Annotated in this window: 14 protein-coding genes and 1 other RNA gene; 6 read left to right on the top strand and 9 right to left on the bottom strand. The window is 71.4% G+C overall.

What is annotated here, in order from left to right; translation table 11 throughout:
* The first annotated feature begins 22 nt into the window (after positions 1-22).
* Positions 23-790: a type I methionyl aminopeptidase gene (map, locus tag OHB41_RS19385; RefSeq protein ID WP_266699486.1), complete on the top strand. Its 768-nt coding sequence runs from the start codon at positions 23-25 to the stop codon at positions 788-790.
* Positions 791-1,765: 975 nt separating this feature from the next.
* Here map and ssrA read toward each other — a convergent pair.
* The 5 genes from ssrA to ftsE form a co-directional block, all read right to left on the bottom strand.
* Positions 1,766-2,154, bottom strand: a transfer-messenger RNA (tmRNA) gene (gene ssrA / locus OHB41_RS19390).
* Positions 2,155-2,284: 130 nt separating this feature from the next.
* Positions 2,285-2,827, bottom strand: a complete 543-nt coding sequence (smpB, locus tag OHB41_RS19395; protein WP_054229635.1) for an SsrA-binding protein SmpB — start codon at positions 2,825-2,827, stop codon at positions 2,285-2,287.
* 109 nt (positions 2,828-2,936) lie between these two features.
* Positions 2,937-4,103, bottom strand: coding sequence for a S41 family peptidase (locus OHB41_RS19400; protein ID WP_266699487.1), 1,167 nt, complete (start codon positions 4,101-4,103; stop codon positions 2,937-2,939).
* Between the two features lie 67 nt (positions 4,104-4,170).
* Positions 4,171-5,088 (bottom strand): permease-like cell division protein FtsX, encoded by a 918-nt coding sequence (gene ftsX, locus OHB41_RS19405; RefSeq protein ID WP_266699488.1) that lies wholly within the window; start codon positions 5,086-5,088, stop codon positions 4,171-4,173.
* A 31-nt stretch (positions 5,089-5,119) separates the two neighbouring features.
* On the bottom strand, positions 5,120-5,809 hold the full coding sequence (ftsE, locus tag OHB41_RS19410) for a cell division ATP-binding protein FtsE (protein ID WP_148008662.1): 690 nt from the start codon (positions 5,807-5,809) through the stop codon (positions 5,120-5,122).
* Between the two features lie 251 nt (positions 5,810-6,060).
* Here ftsE and OHB41_RS19415 point away from each other — a divergent pair, with 251 nt between their 5' ends.
* Positions 6,061-6,252 carry a hypothetical protein gene (locus OHB41_RS19415; RefSeq protein ID WP_095854342.1) on the top strand — a complete coding sequence of 64 codons (192 nt, stop codon included), beginning with the start codon at positions 6,061-6,063 and terminating at the stop codon, positions 6,250-6,252.
* Positions 6,253-6,380: 128 nt separating this feature from the next.
* Here the strand turns inward: OHB41_RS19415 and OHB41_RS19420 are convergent, their stop codons facing one another.
* The 4 genes from OHB41_RS19420 to OHB41_RS19435 form a co-directional block, all read right to left on the bottom strand.
* Complete coding sequence (locus OHB41_RS19420; protein ID WP_266699489.1) at positions 6,381-6,962, bottom strand: hypothetical protein; 582 nt, start codon at positions 6,960-6,962, stop codon at positions 6,381-6,383.
* Between the two features lie 304 nt (positions 6,963-7,266).
* Positions 7,267-8,373 (bottom strand): peptide chain release factor 2, encoded by a 1,107-nt coding sequence (gene prfB / locus OHB41_RS19425; protein WP_153290286.1) that lies wholly within the window; start codon positions 8,371-8,373, stop codon positions 7,267-7,269.
* Between the two features lie 483 nt (positions 8,374-8,856).
* Entirely contained in the window at positions 8,857-10,092 is a 1,236-nt protein-coding gene (locus tag OHB41_RS19430; protein WP_266699490.1) for a serine/threonine-protein kinase, read from the bottom strand.
* Between the two features lie 160 nt (positions 10,093-10,252).
* Complete coding sequence (locus OHB41_RS19435; RefSeq protein ID WP_266699491.1) at positions 10,253-11,983, bottom strand: serine/threonine-protein kinase; 1,731 nt, start codon at positions 11,981-11,983, stop codon at positions 10,253-10,255.
* A 479-nt stretch (positions 11,984-12,462) separates the two neighbouring features.
* Between OHB41_RS19435 and OHB41_RS19440 the strand changes: the two genes are divergently transcribed.
* The 4 genes from OHB41_RS19440 (at position 12,463) to OHB41_RS19455 (ending at position 20,229) form a co-directional block, all read left to right on the top strand.
* Complete coding sequence (locus tag OHB41_RS19440) at positions 12,463-15,969, top strand: FHA domain-containing protein (RefSeq protein ID WP_266699492.1); 3,507 nt, start codon at positions 12,463-12,465, stop codon at positions 15,967-15,969.
* A gap of 594 nt (positions 15,970-16,563) precedes the next feature.
* Positions 16,564-17,970: an ABC transporter substrate-binding protein gene (locus OHB41_RS19445; protein WP_266699493.1), complete on the top strand. Its 1,407-nt coding sequence runs from the start codon at positions 16,564-16,566 to the stop codon at positions 17,968-17,970.
* A gap of 7 nt (positions 17,971-17,977) precedes the next feature.
* Positions 17,978-19,321 (top strand): carbohydrate ABC transporter permease, encoded by a 1,344-nt coding sequence (locus tag OHB41_RS19450; protein WP_526024939.1) that lies wholly within the window; start codon positions 17,978-17,980, stop codon positions 19,319-19,321.
* On the top strand, positions 19,318-20,229 hold the full coding sequence (locus tag OHB41_RS19455) for a carbohydrate ABC transporter permease (protein ID WP_266699495.1): 912 nt from the start codon (positions 19,318-19,320) through the stop codon (positions 20,227-20,229). The genes OHB41_RS19450 and OHB41_RS19455 overlap by 4 nt, the downstream gene beginning before the upstream one ends.
* Positions 20,230-20,299: the final 70 nt, after the last annotated feature.

Genomic DNA, 20,299 nt, shown 5'->3' on the forward strand with positions numbered 1-20,299 from the left:
GCAGGGCAGGGAGTCACGACACATGGTGGAGATCAAGACCGACACGGCACTGGAGGCGATGCGCGAAGCAGGACGCGTCGTGGCCCACGCACTCGCGGCCGCCCGCGCGGCGGCGGCCGTGGGAGTTCGCCTGCGCGAGCTCGACGAAGCCGCCCGCACCGTGCTCACCGAGGCCGGAGCACGTTCTCCGTTCCTGGGCTACCAGCCCTCCTTCGCCCCCGTCCCCTTCCCCGCCGTGATCTGCGCGTCCGTCAACGACGCCGTCGCGCACGGCATCCCCGACGACCGCCGCCTGCGCGACGGGGACCTGGTCAGCATCGACTGCGGAGCCGAACTCGACGGCTGGACCGGCGACGCCGCGATCAGCTTCACCGTCGGCACCCCGCGCCCCGCCGACCTCGAACTCATCGCGGCCACCCAGCAGGCCCTGGACGCCGGCATCGCCGCCGCCACCGTCGGCCATCGCATCGGGGACATCTCCCATGCCGTCAGCACGGTCGCCCGCAAGGCCGCCTGCGGCATGCCGGCCGACTTCGGCGGCCACGGCATCGGCCGTCAGATGCACGAAGACCCCCACGTCCCCAACCACGGACGGCCCGGCCGCGGCTTCCCCCTGCGCCACGGCCTCACCCTCGCCATCGAACCCATGCTCATGGCCGGAGGACGCAACGAGTACCACACCGACCGCGACGGATGGACCCTGCGCACGGTCGACGGCAGCCAAGCCGCCCACATCGAACACACCATCGCCATCACCGAGGACGGTCCCCGTATCCTCACCCTCCCCTGACCTCGAATCCGCCCCCCGCCGGGCAGCCGGACCGGGAGGAGACGGAGCAGGGACGTGGACAGGTGGGTCCTTCACGCGTCGGTCGCCTGGCCGGTGGGAATTCACCGGACCACAGACTCGTACCGGTGTGGGGGCGCGGGGCTGGGCCCGCACTCGGGTGAGTGGGCCCCGGGTCTACAACCGCCGGTCGCCCAGCCCGGTGATGGCCGTCATCGCGGCCGGACCACCATGGGCCAGGCCCCCCGAAGCCGTCTTCAACGGCACGACCCAGCACGCGGATTCAGCGCGGTCGACCGCGAACACACGATCGGAGCAAGCCCGCCATGACCCTCGAAGGACCGCGTGACCTGCTCGTGCGGGCCCGGGGCGAGTCGTCTCCCCTGTACGAGCCGGAGGACGCCGGGACTTACGAGGGTTTCCCCTCTCGTCCGGAGCTGCGCAAGCACGTCAAGCAGGATCTGGCGGCCACCCGGCGACTGGCCGGGCGGCTCGGGCCGTTGTGGCCGGTGCGCTACTGGGACGAGCGCCACCGGACCGCGAAGTGGGTGTTCCGCCGGAAGTGCCAGCCGGTCGTCGTCCAGCGGAGATCGGCCTTCCGAACACCCGGGTGCCGACCCTGGTGTTCCAGGGCAGTGTTTTCTTCACGGGGGTTGGGAACCGAGCCTGCTCACACGGCGGAAGAGCGCGGTGTGCCCTCACAGGACCTTTCCCGCCGGTCCGTCGGGAAGGGGAGAGAGACACCTCCGGTGCATGGATCGCGGAATCCACGTGGTCGGGTACTTCGTCCCGCAGTGCGGCCAGGACGTTCGTCGCAGGCAGGCGATATTGCGGCACGGCGGTCTTTCCCCCGTGACGGGGGTGTTCCCCGGGTGCCGGAATCCGGGCGCCGGACGCCGGGCATGACAAAGGCCCCGTCGCTCGAAAGCGACGAGGCCTCGGCCCACATGGGATGTGGAGGTCCGCGGGACCTCCTGATCGTGGAGATGGCGGGAATCGAACCCGCGTCCACCGGTGCAGAATCAGGGCTTCTCCGTGTGCAGTTCGCTGCGATTTTCTCGGCCCCGGTGATCACGCGAACAAGTCGCCGACGGGCCCAGTCACTGTTTGATTTCCCATCGAACCCCGTGACCGGGCTCGATGGTTTAGTTCCCTAGATTATGCCAGGGTCCGGGTCGGGAACACCCCCGGGCTGACACCCATTAAGGGTCCTTCACTCACTGCTTATTAGGCAGCGAGGGCGAAGGACTGGGAATCGCTCTTGGAATTGGCGATTATTGGTTGCGACATATGGTTAACGAGATCATTGTCGCTTCCTCGACACGCTTCCCCTGCTTCGACAGCCGCTGTCGAAACCGATCATCCCCATGTTGTTTTTTCAAGCCCCTCCGAAGAGGGTGGCGCACCCGCTGTGGGGTGCAGATCCCATCGTACGTGAACAACGCACGTCGGTGCCACCGTATTCCCGTGGCCACCGCCTCGCGGTACCGCCCGCGGCTACTCGCCCCGCTGCTTCCGCTTCGCCGCCGCGATCGCGCGGTCCGACTCCCGGCGGTCCTGCTTCTCGCGCAGGGTCTGCCGCTTGTCGTACTCCTTCTTACCGCGGGCGAGCGCGATCTCGGCCTTGGCCCGGCCGTCCTTGAAGTACAGGGCGAGGGGCACGATCGTGTGACCCGTCTCCTCCGACTTCGACGCCAGCTTGTCGATCTCCTCGCGGTGCAGGAGCAGCTTGCGCTTGCGGCGCACCGTGTGGTTGGTCCACGTGCCCTGGCTGTACTCGGGAATGTGGGCGTTGTGCAGCCACGCCTCGTTCCCGTCGATCTGGACGAAGCCGTCGGTCAGCGAGGCGCGTCCCTGGCGCAGCGACTTCACCTCGGTGCCGGTGAGCACGAGGCCGGCCTCATAGGTGTCGATGATCGCGTAGTCGTGGCGTGCCTTCTTGTTCTGCGCGACGATCTTGCGCTTGCCGTCCTTGGCCTTCGCGGCCCCTCCGCCCTGCTTGGGCTGGGACTCCTTCGGTACGTACATTCCCTTGCTCATAGTGCTGACCATTTTCGCACTACAGGGGGCTCCGGGGGAAAGCCGATTACGGGAGCCCGAGATGACCGCGAGGGGGCGGTGCCCACGACGGGCGGGGCCGGGCCGATGACTACGAAGGGTCGCCGAGGCCGCTGAGCACGGTCTCGGCGCGCTCCACGGCACCCGCGTCGGCCTCGAGGTCGGGGGTGATGCCCCGCCCGTCGACTCCATGGCCGGAGGGGGTGCGGTAGTGCCCGACGGTCAGCTCGGCGACGGAACCGCCGGGGAGGGCGCTCGGCATCTGGACCGAGCCCTTGCCGAAGGTCCTGGTGCCCACCACGACCGCGCGGCCACGGTCCTGAAGGGCGCCGGTGAGCAGTTCGGCGGCGCTCATCGTGCCACCGTCGACGAGTGCGACCAGGGGTCTGGTGGTGTCGCCGCCGGGCGCGGCGTGCAGGGCGCGCTGTTCGCCGTTGACGTCGTACGTGGCGACGAGGCCGCCGTCGAGGAAGGCGGACGCCGTCGTGACGGCCTCGGTGACCAGTCCGCCGGAGTTGCCGCGCAGGTCGAGGACGATCCCGGCGCGCCGGGGGGCCTGCTCGACGGCGGTCCGTACGGCGTCGCCCGCGCCCTTGGTGAAGGCCGCGACCTTGATCACGGTGGCGCCGCCGGGGAGCTTGTGCACGGTCACGGAGTCCGTGGACAGCCTGGCCCGGCGCAGGGTCTCGCTCCACGCGCGCGCGCCACGCTCCAGACGGAGGCGGACCTTCGTACCGGCCGCCGCGTCGTCCGCGTCCCCGCGCAGTAACGAGACCACCTCGGTGACGGGCCTGCCGTCGACGTCCTCGCCGTCGACGCTGCGCAGCCGGTCGCCCACGCGGATACCGGCGGCCGCCGCGGGCGACGCGGTCTGCACCCGGGTCACCTCGATCCGGCCGTCACGCTCGCGCCGGGCCCACAGCCCGACGCCGGTGTACTGGCCGTCGAGGGCTTCCTCGAACTCCTCGTAGTCGCCCTGGGAGTAGACCGCGCCCCAGCGGTCGCCGCTGCGGCTGACCGCGCGCTCGGCCGCCTCCATGGGGGACTTGCCGTCGGCCATCGCCTCGGCCGCCGCCGCCGCGATGTCCTTGTGGTGGGCGGCCGGCGTCGAACGCGGCGACGGGAGCGGGGATTTCCGGTCGGGGTCGCCGAACGAACCGGTCGCCGCGCCGGCGACGAGAACGCTCGCAAAAACCAATGTCAGGGCAGCCCCGCGGCCGACGCGGCGGGGCTGGCAGAACAGGTCACGACCTGACATGGCGGTGAGTCTAGGACAACGCGAGGGGCCGTACCGCCGGTTGGCAGTACGGCCCCCTTGGCATGCGTCACACCTTCAGGTACTTGCGCAACGCGAAGAACGCGGCAAGTGCGGGCATCAGCAGACTCGTCGCGAGGATGAGCGGCAGCTTGGTGAGCACGGCGTCCCAGCCGATGAAGTTGATCAGGTTCAGCTTCTCGGACAGGGCCAGACCGTGATCGATGATGAAGTACCGCGCGATCACCAGGAATCCGCAGGCGACCCCACCGCCGATGAGCCCGGCGACCGCGGCCTCCATGATGAACGGCGCCTGGATGTAGAACCCGGAGGCGCCGACCAGGCGCATGATCCCGGTCTCCCTTCGCCGGCTGAACGCCGAGACGCGCACCGTGTTGACGATCAGCATCAGGGCGACGACGAGCATCATCGCCATCACCGCGCGCGCGGCCCAGTTCATGCCGTTGAGCAGCCCGAAGAGGTTGTCCAGGATGCCCTTCTGGTCCTGCACGGACTGCACGCCGTCGCGCCCGTCGAAGGCGGTCGCGATGACCTGGTACTTCTCCGGGTCCTTCAGCTTGATGCGGTACGACTCCTGCATCTGGTCCGGCGTCAGGGAGCTGGCCAGCGGGGAGTCGCCGAACTGCTCCTTGTAGTGCTTGTAGGCCTCGTCCGCGGACTCGTACGTCACTTTCTGGACGACGGTCATCTTGCCGAGGTCGCTCTCGATCTGCTTCTTCTGCTCGGCGGTCACGGCCCCCTTGGCACAGTGGGGGTCGGACTCCGCGTCGCTCTTGTTGCAGAGGAACACGGAGACGTTGACCTTGTCGTACCAGTAGCCCTTCATGGTGCTCACCTGGTCGCTCATCAGGAGCGAACCGCCGAACAGGGCGAGGGAGAGGGCGACCGAGACGACGACCGCGAAGGTCATCGTCAGATTGCGACGGAGACCGACACCGATCTCCGACAGAACGAACTGGGCGCGCATGGCGTCTGCTAAGCCTTTCCGTGGACCGTCGTCAGTGCTGGTAGCCGTAGACGCCGCGCGCCTGGTCGCGGACGAGACGACCCTTCTCCAGCTCGATGACGCGCTTGCGCATCTGGTCCACGATGTTCTGGTCGTGCGTCGCCATCACCACAGTCGTGCCCGTCCGGTTGATGCGGTCGAGCAGCTTCATGATGCCGACGGAGGTCTGCGGGTCGAGGTTGCCGGTCGGCTCGTCCGCGATGAGGAGCTTGGGCCGGTTCACGAAGGCTCTCGCGATGGCCACACGCTGCTGCTCACCACCGGACAGTTCACCGGGCCTGCGGTCCTCCTTGCCGCCGAGCCCGACGAGGTCGAGCACCTGGGGCACGGACTTGCGGATCTCGCCGCGGGACTTGCCGATGACCTCCTGGGCGAAGGCCACGTTCTCGGCGACCGTCTTGTTCGGCAGCAGCCGGAAGTCCTGGAAGACGGTCCCCAGCTGGCGCCGCATCTGCGGCACCTTCCAGTTGGAGATGCGCGCGAGGTCCTTGCCCAGGACGTGCACCTGACCGTGGCTGCACCGCTCCTCGCGGAGGATCAGCCGCAGGAAGGTGGACTTCCCGGAGCCGGAGGAGCCCACGAGGAACACGAACTCACCACGCTCGACCTCCAGGGAGACGTCCCTGAGAGCGGGGTGGGTCTGCTTGGGGTAGACCTTGGAGACATTGTCGAATCGGATCACGGATGCACCACGGGTCGCCGGGGGTAGGTGTGCGTGACCATACGCGAACCGGGTGTGGGTCCGCAGTCGGCGTCCGGGGTTGCGCGACGCTTGCACGTTTTGTCACGGATCTGACGGGCTGGAAAGCGTCCGGGCGGGGCAGGATAAGGCGAGCCGCGCCGAATTCCGCGGAACCTGGCACAGTGGAGGGGGAACGGTTGCGTTCCCCGCGGCGTTATGTACGCGGAGGACGGCGCAAGGAGGGCAAGCGCATGACGTACGACCGATTGGTGTGCGCGAACTGCGCGGCGCCCGTCAGTGAGGGCCGCTGCCCTGTCTGCCGCGCGAACCGGGAGCGGCTGCAGCAGGAGAGCCCCTTCGCCGGACTGAACCCGATGGCACTGATAGCGCTGCTGGCCGTGCTCATCGCGGCGGTGGCGCTGCTGGCCCACCAGACGGTGTAGGACCCGCGAGAGGGCACCCAGGGCGTACGAACAGCTACCCAGGGCATACGGGAAGGGCCCGGAGCACTCGCTCCGGGCCCTTTTCGCGTCTCACGCGCGGAGGGTGTCGCGCATCACACCGGTCTGCGTCAGGCAGCGGCGCCGCGGCCACCCATGAGGCGCGGCAGCAGGCGGAAGCCGATACCGCCGGCGATCATCGTGGCGGCGCCGACCAGCAGGAACGTGGTCTCGGCGGCACCCGTCTCGGCCAGCTCGCCGCTCTTGCCCTGGGCGGAGGTGTCCGAGCCGGTGTCGGTCAGGCCGGAGGAGCCCTTGCCCTGCTCGACGGGCTTGGAGCCGCCGTCGGGGTTGCTGTCGTTGCCGCCCGTGCCGGCCCCGTCGGTGGGGTTGTCGGTCGGCTCGTCGGTCGGGTCGGTGGGCTCGGTCGGCTCCTCGGTGGGGTCCGTGGGCCCGTCGGTCGGCTCGGTCGTGGCCGGCGCGGACTCGGAGGGAGGCGGGGTGGTGGGCGGCTCGCTGGTCGGCGTCGAGGCGCTGGGCGCCGGGCTGGTGGGAATGCCCGTGCCGCTCGTCGTCGGGGTCGGGCCGTCGATCGTGACACCGACATTGATGTCGAGAGCCGAAGCGGCACCTGCGGCGGTCAGCGAGGCACCGGCGGCGATCACCGCGCAGGCGGCTATCCGCGCTGTGCGTATCCGCGTCTTCTTGGTCATCTGCTTGCTACCCCCAGTAGCTGATCGTCAACGGAGCAGCGCCCGGGGCCACGGCGTCACAGGGTGGCTTTGCTCGACCCCCCGGTTCACATGCGCCCCAGAGATACGCATGCCACGCGTCACCCTTCCCAGTTTTCAAAGCAACGTCAAGGTCGTTGCGGCCGCGATGTCCAGATCGGCGCCATTTGACCGCCATGAAGACATGTGACTGTGACGTAAAACCCAGACAACCGCCACACAAAAGGCAACTGCCGCTCAAAGAGCGGCAGTTGCCATGTCGACAAGGAGCCCCTGGGACCCGGCGTCACTTCTCCTGCTGCTTGCGCCAGCGAATTCCGGCTTCGAGGAACCCGTCGATCTCGCCGTTGAAAACGGCCTCGGGGTTACCCACTTCGAAGTCCGTCCGCAGGTCCTTGACCATCTGGTAGGGGTGCAGCACGTACGAACGCATCTGGTTGCCCCAGGAGTTGCCGCCGTCGCCCTTGAGGGCGTCCATCTTGGCCTGCTCCTCCTGGCGGCGCCGCTCCAGGAGCTTGGCCTGCAGGACGTTCATCGCGCTCGCCTTGTTCTGGATCTGCGACCGCTCGTTCTGACACGACACGACGATGCCGGTCGGCAGGTGGGTCAGACGCACCGCGGAGTCGGTGGTATTGACGCCCTGGCCGCCCGGACCCGAGGAACGGTAGACGTCCACCCGGAGCTCGGACTCGTCGATCTCGATGTGATCGGTCTGCTCGACGACGGGCAGGATCTCGACACCGGCGAACGACGTCTGCCGGCGACCCTGGTTGTCGAAGGGCGAGATCCGCACGAGCCGGTGGGTGCCCTGCTCCACGGAGAGCGTTCCGTAGGCGTACGGCACGTGGACGGCGAAGGTGGTGGACTTGATGCCCGCCTCTTCCGCGTACGAGGTCTCGTAGAGCTCGGTCTTGTACCCGTGCCGCTCGGCCCAGCGCAGGTACATGCGCTGCAGCTTCTCGGTGAAGTCGGAGGCGTCGACGCCTCCGGCCTCGGCGCGGATGGTGACGACGGCCTCCCGGGAGTCGTACTCCCCCGACAGCAGCGTCCGCACCTCCATCTCGTCCAGCGCCTTCTTGACGGCGGTGAGCTCGGACTCGGCCTCGGCGCGGGTGTCCGGGTCGTCCTCCTCCTCGGCCATCTCGAAGAGCACGCTCAGATCGTCGATACGCCCGCGCAGCGCCTCGGCCTTCCTGACCTCCGCCTGGAGGTGGCTCAGCTTGCTGGTGATCTTCTGCGCCTCGTCCGGGTCGTCCCACAGGGACGGCGCGGCCGCCTGCTCCTCGAGCACGGCGACGTCTGCCCTCAGCTTGTCGAGGTCCAGGACGGCCTCGATCGACTCCATGGTCGAGGAGAGGGACTTGAGCTCTTCGGATACATCGACGACTGCCACGCCTCCAGCGTAACGGCTGCGGCAAGCGGGGCTCTCACCCCCGGGGGCTGCGCCCCTAGGCCTCCCCCGCCCCGGGGGCTGCCGCCCCCGGACCCCCGCTTCGGCCTGAACGGCCTCGTCCTCAAACGCCGGACGGGCTGAAAAGACACACCTCGGCCGCCACCTCCGGCCCGGGCCGAAACCGCCCGGCCCAGACCCGCATCTCCGCCGACGCCGGAACGTACGGCGCAGGCCCGCACATCCAGGCCCGTGCGGAACCGCCCGGCGCAGGCCCGTGCGGAACCGTCCGGCGCAGGCCCCCATCTCCAGCCCGTCCGGCGTTTGAGGACGAGCCCTTCGGGCGACGGCGGGGGTCCAGGGGGCGCAGCGCCCCTGGCGGGGTCCGGGGCGGAGCCCCAGGGGCGGGACTGAGCGGGGTCCAGGACGGAGCCCCGTCCAGGGCCGGCCGGGGTCCGGGCGGCCCCCCGTACGGGATGGCACGCGTCAGGGAGACGCCGGCGCCGAGCTCTTCGTGTCGGACGGCTGCGACCCCGCGTCGTCCCCCGAGGTGGCGAGCCACGTCCCCACCCCCACCGCGGCGACGAGCACCACTCCCGCCGCCCCCAGCGTGATCCGGCGCCGCCGGGCGGACGCCCGATGCCGCGCCGACCCGGGCCGGGGCGCCCCCGCGGCACGCGGGGCACGTGCCGTCCCGCGCGCCCCGCCGGCCAGCTCGTCCGGCCCCGGCACCCGCATCGACGTGTGCGTGTCCCGGTTCGAGTCCGGCGCGGCGCCCGGCACCAGCGGCACGGCCCCGCGTCGTATCCGCGACGTCGGCTCGGCCGGCTCCGCGGCCTCCTCGGACGTCTCCTCCGCGGGTTCACCGTCCGGCTCGTCCACGTCGAGCGGCGGCATCCCCGCCAGCAGCGGCAGCTGCTCCCGCAGCCGCGCTCCCAGCTCGGACGCCCGCAGCCGTGACGCCGGGGCCTTCGCCAGACACTGCACGAGTAGCTGCCACAACTCCTCGGGGATCCCCGGCAGCGGCACCACCGTCTCGGTGACGTGCCGCCGCAGCACCGCTCCCGGGTGTCCGCCCCCGAAGGGCGTGAACCCGGCGAGGAGCTCGTACAGGACGGTCGCCAGCGCGTAGATGTCGACGGCGGCGCGCGGCGGCAGTCCCTCGATGATCTCGGGCGCGAGGTAGTCCGGCGTGCCGATGATCTTCGTGGCCCGGGTCCGCCGCGGCGAGTCGATGAGTTTGGCCACACCGAAGTCGGTCAGCAGCGCGGGGTGCGCGCCACCCGGGCCGAGCGGCCCCTGCATGTCGAGCAGTACGTTCTCGGGCTTGACGTCCCGGTGGACCACCCCGGCCGCGTGCGCCGCCGCCAGCCCGTCCGCGACGTCGGCCACGATCGCGACCGCGGCCTCCGGCGCCAGCCGCCGTTCCCGGTCCAGCCGGGTGCGCAGGTCCGTACCCCGTACGAGGTCCATGACGAGCGCGAGGTCGTTGCCGTCCACCACGAGATCACGCACCGCGACCACATGGGGATGGTCGAGACCGAGCAGGGCCGTGCGCTCCTGCACGAAGCGGCCCACGAGCTCCTGGTCGGACGCGAGGTCCTCGCGCAGCAGCTTGATGGCGACGGGCCCCTCGGGTCCCTCGCCCAGCCACACCGTACCGGCGCTGCCCCGCCCCAGAATCTGGTGGGCGGTGTAGCGGCTCCCGATCTTCCGTGCCAAGACTGCTCCTACCGACGCGTGTTGCCGCTAAAAGTACGCGTCCGAGGAGCCAACCTTCACTCCGGAGGCGGAAATCACCCGCCAGATGTCGACAAGTCCCCAGAGTCGGCCGCGGACCGGCCGCCGGTCGGCCGCCGGTCGGTCATCGGCCAGGTGCGCGTCAGTTGCGGGACGAGCCCGAGCCGAGATTCCCGACCCAGTCGCTGACGGTGTGGTACGTGTGGGTCACCTCGCCCCAGAAGGACCTGGTGGAGCCGATCCAGTCCTGCAGGGGACTGAACTCCCAGACCAGCCATCCGCCGACGAACAGGATGACGATCATGAACAGGCAGCCCTTGAGGCAGCCGAGCCCCGGGATCCTCATCCGGTTGGCACTGCGCTGCCTCGGCTCGCGCGACTGCCTCGGTGCGGGCGCCTCGGGCTGCTGCGGCGCGGGAGCGTACCGCTGGGGCTGCGGCTGCGGCTGCTGACGCTGCGCCCGCCGGGACTGCTGTTGCTGCTGTTGCTGCTGCTGTGCGTACTGCTGTTGCTGCCCGTAATGCTGCTGTTGCTGCTGCCCGTACTGCTGAGGCTGCTGAGGCGCGTACCGCTGGGGCTGCCCCTGCTGCGGATACCCGTATCCGGGCGGCGGCTGCTGGCCCTGCTGCTGCTCGGGCCGCTGCTGCGGTCGTGCGACCTGCCGCTGCGGACGCCGGCGCAGCGGGTCCTGGTCGGGGTCGACGTACTGCTGGACCTGCGTCTGCTCGTTGCGGTCGCGGGCCGCCCGCAGCTGGCTCTGCCAGGGATGCGGGTCCTCCGGCCGGCCGGGCCCTCCGCCGGGCTGGTTCTGCGGCACCGGCGGCATGACGGCGGTCGGGTCGGCGGCGCCCGTGTGCGGAAGGACACTGGTCGCGCCGTTCGGGTCGTACGCCCCCGGAGCGCCGTGCGGCAGCACCTGGGTGGGGTCGGCCGCGCCCGGCGTGCCCGGCACCGGAGCCGGTGCCGGGTCGGGGGCGAGCAGCGCGCCCACCCCGTCCGCGGCGGCGATCTGCGCGGAGGTGGCGTGCACGCCGACGCCCTCGGCGACGGCGCGCAGCCCGCGCGCGAGGTTCTCGGCGCTGGGCCGCTCGTCAGGGTTCTTGCGCAGGCAGCGTTCTATGACCGTCCACAGCGGGTCGGGCACGGTGGAGGGCCGGCGCGGCTCGGCACTCAGGTGCTGGTGCAGGACTTCGAGGGCGGAGCCGCCGGAGAACGGCGGCCGTCCGGTGACCAGCTCGTACAGCAGGATGCCCGCCCCGTAGATGTCGACGGCGGACGTCTGCGGACGCCCCTCCGCGGACTCCGGCGCGACATACGCGGGCGTGCCGACGAACTCGTGGGTCCGGGTCAGGCCCGGGGAGTCGGCGAGGCGGGCGATGCCGAAGTCGGTGAGCAGCGGGTGCATCCGGCCGCCGTCCTGCTTGAGCAGGACGTTCGCGGGCTTCAGGTCCCGGTGCACGACACCGTCGGCGTGGCTGGCGGCGAGCGCGTCGGCGACCTGGGCGGTGAGGAGAGCGGCGGCGACCGGCGAGAACGGCCCGTTCTCGCGCAGGTAGCGGTGCAGGTCGGGCCCCTCGACCAGATCCATGACGAGCGCGAGCAGGTCGCCTTCGACGACGAGGTCGCGCACCCGCACGATGTTCGGGTGGGTCAGCCGCAGCAGGACGGACCGCTCCCGCAGGAAGCGCATCACGACGTCCGCGTCGTTGGCGAGCTCCTCCTTCAGGACCTTGATCGCCACGGTCTCGCCGGGCTGGCCGGCGACGGCCGCCTCGGCACCCGCGGTCTCCCGCTGGCGGGCTCGCCAGACGGTGCCTGTGGCGCCGCGCCCCAGCGGCTCCTCAAGGAGGTACTTGCTCCCTACCGGCCGCACGTCATGCGCTCCCTGTTGCTTGCTTGCCTGGTCCGTCCGCCGTTGTCACTTCTGCCGCGGCGGTTCCGCCCACTGTAGTGCCGAGGTGCCCGGCACCGGGTTGTCGTCCTCGTGTGCTTCCCGTGAGCACTTGTGGTCCGCATAAGCGCTTACGTACGCGTTCCCGTCCATGTTCGATGGAAAGACGCTCACTCGCGACGGTTGGTTGCCGTTCGGCCCCTTCGGCGGGGGTGTGACGGATGCCGCGAGCGATCCCAAGCGGGCACCGGTCGGGCACTGGTCAGGCACTTTTACGGGCAGAGCCGACCAATCAAGATCACTTCTGCCCGGGTGGCGGGCGTGTTGTCAGTGGCAGGTGCGAGGATGCCCTCAGTACTGGCCGACGTGTCCGTGCGCGGTGGGGGGATCTGCGGTGGGGGGACCGCAGCACAGCCTCGTCCTCGTCGCGGGCGCCTGCGCGGAAGGGACCCCTGACGGCGATGCAGATCCGGCTGACCGTCGTAGACCCGCTGGGCCCGCCTTCGGAGCCGCGGGGGCGTGCCGCCGCCTGCGATGTGCTGGTCACCGCCCCCGCCGGGACGGCGCTGGCGGCGGTGGCGGCGGGTCTGGCCTCGGCGGTCGGCGGGGACGGGAGCGCCGCCCCGTCCGAGCGGAGCCGGGAGCTCGGCGGTGGTCCGGTCGTGCTGTACGCGGGCGCCGAGCGGCTCGACGGGCAGCGCTGCACGCTGGGTGAGCCGCCGCTGACCGACGGCGCGGTGCTGTCCCTCGGCGCCCCCACGGAGCCCGGTCCGGACGTGGACGAGGACGCGGCCCAGCTGCATGTCGTCGCGGGCCCCGACGCGGGCGGCGTCCACCTCCTGCACGGCGGGCGGATCGACATCGGCCGCTCCGCCGAGGCGGACGTTCCGCTGGACGACCCCGACGTCTCCCGTCTGCACTGCGCGGTCACGGTCTCTCCCGAGGGCCGTGTCACGGTCGCCGACCTGGGATCGACGAACGGTACGACGCTGGACGGCACCCGCGTCACCACCCGCCCGGTCGGCTTCCCGCCGGGCGCGCTGCTGCGCGTGGGCGAGTCCGCCCTGCGGCTGGCGCCGCCAGGCGGCCCCCACTCCGTGGGGACGGCGCCCGACGGGGAGGGACATGTCCGGGTGACCACCACGACCGGTGCGGGCGCCCGCCCGGATCCGGCGTCCGCCCGCGTCCCGTCCGTGCCGCAGGCCCGTACCGCGGACGCCTCCGGGCTGCCCCGCGGTGAGACCCGTCACGCCTACGGATCGGCGCGGCGGGAAGCCGCCAGGGACGATCCCGGGACGCACACGCACGGCCGGGCCGTACCCCCCGCCGCCCCTTCCGCCTCACCCGCCTCCTCGGCCGCACCCTCCTCCATGCCCCCCGTCGTGCCGGAACAGGGCAGGGCGCCCGGGATCGAGAGCAGGCGGGCAGAGCCGTCCGGTCCCGGCAGCCCGCCCGCGGGGGACATCACCCGGGACCCCGCCGCTCCCGGTCAAGGCGCCAGGAAGGGCACTCCCCCGCGGGGCACCGAGCTGCCGCCGGGCGTGCGCAAGCGGGGCAGCCTCGGGGCCTGGGCGCGCCGGCTGACCGGAAGCCGGGACGAGCCCACGGACACAGGCCAGGACCCGTACGAGTACGCGTACGAGTTCGGGGAGTACGGCGAGCACGGCGCGTACGCGGACGACGCCGCCGGGCGCACGGCGGACCACGGCGCGGCACAGGCGCCGGAGAACTGGCCCGACCCCGCGGCCCTGCTGCTCACCGCGCTGGGACCGGGATCGCGGCTGTGGGAGCGCGGCCCTGGCCACCCGGAGGCGCTGACGGTACGGCTGGGGACGGCCGACCGGGCGACGCCCCACGGTTCGGGGCTGCTGCCCGCGGTGCCGGTCACGGCCGGTCTGCGGGAGGTAGGCGCACTGGGCCTGGCGGGGCCGCGGGCGCGCCTCGCGGGGCTGGCCCGCTCGGTGGTGGCGCAGCTCGCGGCGCTGCACTCACCGGACAACCTGGAGATCGTCCTGCTCAGCACGGACCGCTCCCGCACGGTCGAGGAGCGCACCGCGGAGTGGGCCTGGCTCGGCTGGCTCCCCCATCTGCGCCCCACCCACGGCCAGGACTGCCGCCTGCTCCTCGCCTACGACCGCGAGCAGGCGACGGCCCGCACGGACGAGCTCCTGCGCCGCCTGGAGGACCACCTCACGGACACGGACGGCGGTCACGACACGCACGCACGGGGCACGGGCACCACCGGCCCCGGCGCCCGCCCCCGGCCGTACGACGAGGCCGACCGCATCCCGCTGAACACCCGGGCCGCCGAACGGCGGCCGTCCTGGGCACGGGACCAGGACCCGTCGGACGTGCGCGGGACCGGGGACAGTGGCCCGGACAGGGACCGGGAATTCGACGGGCCGTACACGCTGGTCGTCGTCGACGGGGACCCCGGAGGAGCCGACGTGCGGGACGCCGTGCTGCGGCTGGCGCACGAGGGGCCCCGCGCGGGCATCCACGTGGTCTGCCTCGCCGAGACGCCGGCGGCGTCCCCCGCGTCCCCGGTGACGAAGACGTACGAGGCGGCCTGTTCGGCGTCACCGGCGTTCCGCGAGTGCGGCGCCGTCGCGCTGCTCAGCGGGGACGTGGCCACGGCGCTGCGGCTGATGCGGGTCGCGTCCGGCGGCCTCGTGGGGCACGGCACGGTCGCCACCGTGGACGCGGTGTCCCGGGCCTGGGCCGAGCGCTTCGCCCGCGCCCTCGCGCCCCTGCGCACGGACGGCGCGCCCGGCGACCGGCACGCGCGCGTGTCCGCTCCGCTCCCCCAGGTCGCCCGTCTGCTGGACGAACTGGGGCTGGCCCGCGCCACCCCCGCCTCACTGATGGCGCGTTGGGCGGACGCGGCGGACGACACGGAGGCGCTCGGCGGGCGCGGCCGGGCGGTCCTCGGCGCCGGTCCGCGGGGGCCGCTGGCCGTGGACCTCCCCGCCGAGGGCCCCCATCTGCTGGTCGAGGGCCCGCCGGGCAGCGGCCGTACGGAGCTGCTCCGTTCGATCGCCGCGTCCCTGGCCGCCGCGGAGCGGCCCGACCGGCTCGGCATCGTGCTGATGGACGGCCGGGACAGCACCGGCGGCCATGGCGCGGGACAGGGCGGCGAGGGACTGCGAGTCTGTACCGACCTCCCTCATGTCACCACCCATCTCACCGCCAACGACCCCGTGCGGATGCGGGAGTTCGCCCAGTCGCTGAGCGCCGAGCTGAAGCGGCGGGCCGAGCTCCTCGGCCGGCTCGGCTTCGCGGAGTGGCACACGCACCGGGAGGTGTCGGGCCGGTTCGTCGGCCAGCGAGCGGCCCGGCCGTCCTCCGGGGGGCCGTCCGGCGCGTCCTCCGGGGCCGCCGACCTGGACACCCCGCCCAGTGCGACGCTGCGGCTGCGTCCGGCGGCCGGCCGCGCGCGTGCCGAGCCCGGGCCGCCGCTCGCCCGTCTCGTCGTCGTGGTCGACGACCTGGACGCGCTGCTCTCGCCCGCGCTGGGGTCACCGGGGCGGCCGGCCGCCGGTTCGGTGATACGTGCCCTGGAGGCCGTGGCCCGTGAGGGCGACCGGCTCGGTGTCCATCTCGTGGCGGCCGCCTCGGACGACGGGCGGGCGGCGGCCAGTGAGCCGGGGCGCTCCGCCGGGCTCCGTGTCACCCTGGACCCGGTGTCGCCCGGGGCCGACGAACCCGCCCCCGGGCGTGGGCGGTTGTTCACGTCGGACGGCCGGGTCACGCCCTTCCAGGCCGGGCGGGTCACGGGGCGCATTCCGCGGACGGCCACGCTGCGGCCCACGGTCGTGCCCATCGAGTGGCAGCGCATGGGGGATCCGCCGGCCCGGCGGACGGTACGGGAGTTGGGGAACGGGCCGACGGATCTGGCCTTGCTGGCCAGTGCGTTGGAGCGGGCGGCGAGGTCGGTGGCGGCCGCCGAGGTTCCGTCCCTCCTCTGACCCCGTTTCCTTCGCCCCCGCCGCCCCTACCCGACCCATCCCGTACCTGGGGGCTCCGCCCGCAGACCCCCGCCAGGGGCGCTGGCGCCCCCTGGACCCCCGCTCGCCCGAAGGGCTCGTCCTCAAACGCCGGACGGGCTGAAAGGCATGCCCCCGGGCGTCGGCTCTTTCAGCGAGGCCTCCCACCTCCAGCCCGTCCGGAACCATTCAGCGAGGCCCCGCGCCTCCAGCCGGTCCGGAACCATTCAGCGCGGGCTCGCATCTCCAGCCCGTCCGGCGTTTGAGGACAAGGCCGTTCAGGCCGACAGCGGGGGTCCGGGGGCGGCAGCTCCCGGGAACGGACGGGCCGGACAAGGGCGGCGGCCGTGAGCCGCACCTCGAAGGGGCGCGGGGAACTGCGCCACCAGCCCCCACCCACCCGCACCCCGAGAACCACCCCCACGCCCCAACCAGGCCGGCAGGCCACGTCACGACCCAATCACGATCTTCCACTCGACACCGCAGGCGCTCTTGCCCCCGTTGAGGCCCCGGGCGTAGACCAGACCGCACGGGACAGCGCCGGACGTTCGATGAGGAACGAAGAACGGGGCAGTAATGCGCAGATCGCTTGGTACAGACAGGTCGCACACGCACTCGACGCACAGGGCCGCACAGGCCGCCGCGGTCGCCGTCATCGCCGGCGCACTCACTCTCACCGCATGCGGCGGCAGCGACGACAAGAAGAGCGACGACGGCAAGAGCGGCGCCGCCAGCGGCGACACCGCGGGCAGCGGCGGGAGTGTCAGTCTGCCCAAGCTCGACGGCGCGAGCCTGGAGGTCGCCGCCGTGTGGACGGGGCCCGAACAGGCCAACTTCAAGAAGGTGCTGGCGGAGTTCGAGAAGCGCACCGGCGCGAAGGTCACCTTCGTCCCCGCGCAGGACCCGATCATCAACTTCCTCGGTTCGAAGATCGCGGGCGGCGCGCCGCCGGACGTCGCGATGCTCCCGCAGGTCGGCGCCATCAAGCAGGCCGTCGAGAAGAAGTGGGCCAAGCCCGTCGGCGCCGAAGCCCAGGCGCAGCTCGCCAAGAACTACTCGCAGGGCTGGCAGGACCTCGGCAAGGTCGACGGCAAGCAGTACGGCGTGTACTACAAGGCCGCCAACAAGTCGCTGGTCTGGTACAACACGAAGGTCTTCGAGAACGCGGGGGCGAAGGAGCCCGCCACCTGGAAGGACTTCCTCTCCACCGCGCAGACCGTCTACGACTCCGGGGTCACCCCCGTCTCCGTGGGCGGCGCGGACGGCTGGACCCTCACCGACTGGTTCGAGAACATCTATCTCTCCCAGGCCGGTCCGGAGAAGTACGACCAGCTCGCCCAGCACAAGATCAAGTGGACGGACCCGTCCGTGAAGGACGCGCTGACCACGCTCGCCCAGCTGTGGGGCAACAAGAACTACCTCGCGGGCGGCCCGGACGGCGCACTGCAGACGGAGTTCCCGGCCTCGGTGACGCAGACGTTCACCGGCGGCGACCAGCCGAAGGCGGGCATGGTCTTCGAGGGCGACTTCGTGGGCGTCAACATCGCGGAGACGAAGGCGAAGATCGGCACGGACGCGAAGGTGTTCCCGTTCCCGGCGGTGGGCGACAAGGCGCCCGTGGTCAGCGGTGGTGACGCGGCCGTCGTCCTGAAGGACTCCAAGGCGGCCCAGGCACTGGTCACCTTCCTGGCCTCCCCGGACGCGGCGTCCATCCAGGCGAAGCTCGGCGGTTACCTCTCCCCCAACAAGAGCGTGCCGAACTCCGCGTATCCGAACGCCGTGCAGCAGTCCATGGCGAAGGCCCTGATCGCCGCCGGCGACGACTTCCGCTTCGACATGTCCGACCAGGCCCCGCAGGCCTTCGGCGGTACGCCCGGCAAGGGCGAGTGGAAGGACCTGCAGGACTTCCTGAAGAACCCCAAGAACGTGGCTGGGACGCAGGCGAAACTGGAGGCCGACGCGGCCGCGGCGTACAAGGGCTGATCCGGCGATGACGTCGGCAACGGCGGGAGGGGTCGGCCCGACCCCTCCCGCGGCAACGCGGCGCAAGAGCGTGACCGGTACCCGCAGGGCCGTGGCAGTGCTGTTCCTGCTGCCCTGCCTCGTGCTGCTCGGCGCGCTCGTGGTCTACCCGATCGGGTACTCGCTGGTCCGCAGCTTCCTCAACCAGTCCGGTGACGGTTTCGCCGGATTCGACAACTACAAGGCGTTGTTCACGGACGACGGCATTCGCACCGCGCTCAAGAACAACGTCATCTGGGTCGTGTTCGCGCCCACCGTCGCGACCGCCCTGGGTCTCGTCTTCGCGGTGCTCACCGAACGGGTGCGCTGGGGCACGGCGTTCAAGCTGGTCGTCTTCATGCCGATGGCGATCTCGATGCTCGCCGCGGGGATCATCTTCCGGCTCGTGTACGACCAGGACCCGGACAAGGGCGTGGCGAACGCGGTCTGGGTCGGGGTCCACGACACGTTCGCGGAATCGTCCGCGTTCCCGAAGGCCCACCCGGGGCGGCAGTCGCCGCTCCAGCCGGAGAAGGGCGGGTTCCTCACCGGTCAGCCCGTCCGGGCGGGGCAGTCCGTCGCCCTCCCGCTCGTCGGCGTCGCCCCGGACCAGATGCCCGGCAGCGCGAAGAAGGCCGTACGGGCCGCCGTCGAGCCGGGCAAGGTCACCGGTACGGCCTGGCAGGACTTCACCCGCGGCAAGGGCGTCGGCAGGCTCGGACAGGTCGACCCGAGCGAGCTGGGCTACGCCGGCATGAAGGTCGAGGCCGTCAAGGACGGCAAGGTGGTCGCCTCCACGAAGGTGCGCGACAACGGCACGTTCACGCTTCCGGCCCAGGCCGACGGGGCCCGGCTCCGGCTCCCCGCGAGCAACTTCAAGGAGCCGTACAACGGCCTCGACTGGCTCGGCCCGTCCCTGGTCACCCCGGCGATCATCGGCTCGTACATCTGGATGTGGGCCGGTTTCGCGATGGTGCTGATCGCGGCGGGGCTCGCGGGCCTGCCGCGGGAGCTGCTGGAGGCCGCCCGGGTCGACGGCGCGAACGAGTGGCAGGTCTTCAGGAGGGTCACGGTGCCGCTGCTCGCGCCGGTGCTCGCGGTCGTCGCCGTCACCCTGATGATCAACGTCCTGAAGGTCTTCGACCTGGTCTTCATCATCGCGCCGGGCTCGTCCCAGGACGACGCCAACGTGCTGGCCCTCGAGCTGTACCGCAAGGGCTTCTCCGAGGACCAGCCGGGCATAGCGAGCGCCATCGCGGTGTTCCTGCTGCTGCTCGTGATCCCGGTGATGCTGTTCAACATCCGACGGCTCCGGCGGGAGGTACGGCGATGACCACACACGCCGGCACGGTCACCAAGACCACGCCCGTCACCGCCCAGGAGAAGGCCAGGACCTCGCTCGGCTCCCGCCTCGCGAACGGCGTCAGCGGCGGGATCCTACGCGTCTTCCTGCTGCTCGTCGGCCTGTTCTGGCTGGTGCCGACCATCGGGCTGCTGCTGTCCTCGCTGCGCAGGCCGGCGGACATGAGCGCGTCCGGCTGGTGGAAGGTGTTCAGCGAGCCCTCGCAGCTCACCGTGGACAGCTACCAGAAACTCCTGGAGAACAGCGACATCACCAACTCGCTGCTGAACACGGTGCTGATCACCGTGCCGGCGACCCTTCTGGTCGTGGTGATCGGCTCGCTCGCGGGCTACGCCTTCGCCTGGATGGAGTTCCCGGGCCGCGACTGGTGGTTCCTCGGCACGGTCGGCCTGCTGGTCGTCCCCGTGCAGGTGGCGCTGATCCCGATCGCCGAACTCTTCGGGAAGATCGGCATCTTCGGCACCATCTTCGGGGTGATCCTCTTCCACGTGGGCTTCGGCCTGCCCTTCGCGGTGTTCCTGCTGCGGAACTTCTTCGCGGAGATCCCGCGGGAGCTGCTGGAGGCGGCCCGGCTGGACGGCGCGGGTGAACTGCGCCTGTTCGTACGGGTCGTGATGCCGCTCGGCGGTCCCGCGATCGCCTCGCTGGGCATCTTCCAGTTCCTGTGGGTGTGGAACGACATGCTGGTCGCGCTGGTGTTCTCCGACTCGGGCAGTCAGCCGATCACGGTCGCCCTGCAGACCCAGGTACGCCAGTTCGGCAACAACATCGACGTGCTGGCACCGGGCGCCTTCATCTCGATGGTGATCCCGCTGGCCGTGTTCTTCGCGTTCCAGCGGCAGTTCGTGTCCGGCGTGATGGCGGGCGCGGTCAAGTAGTGGTACAGCGGGCGGATCGAGGGGCGGGCCGGACACCGGTTCGCCCCTCGGCGTTCACCCGGGGTCCCCC

The organism is Streptomyces sp. NBC_01571 (assembly GCF_026339875.1).
Classification (GTDB): Bacteria; Actinomycetota; Actinomycetes; order Streptomycetales; family Streptomycetaceae; genus Streptomyces.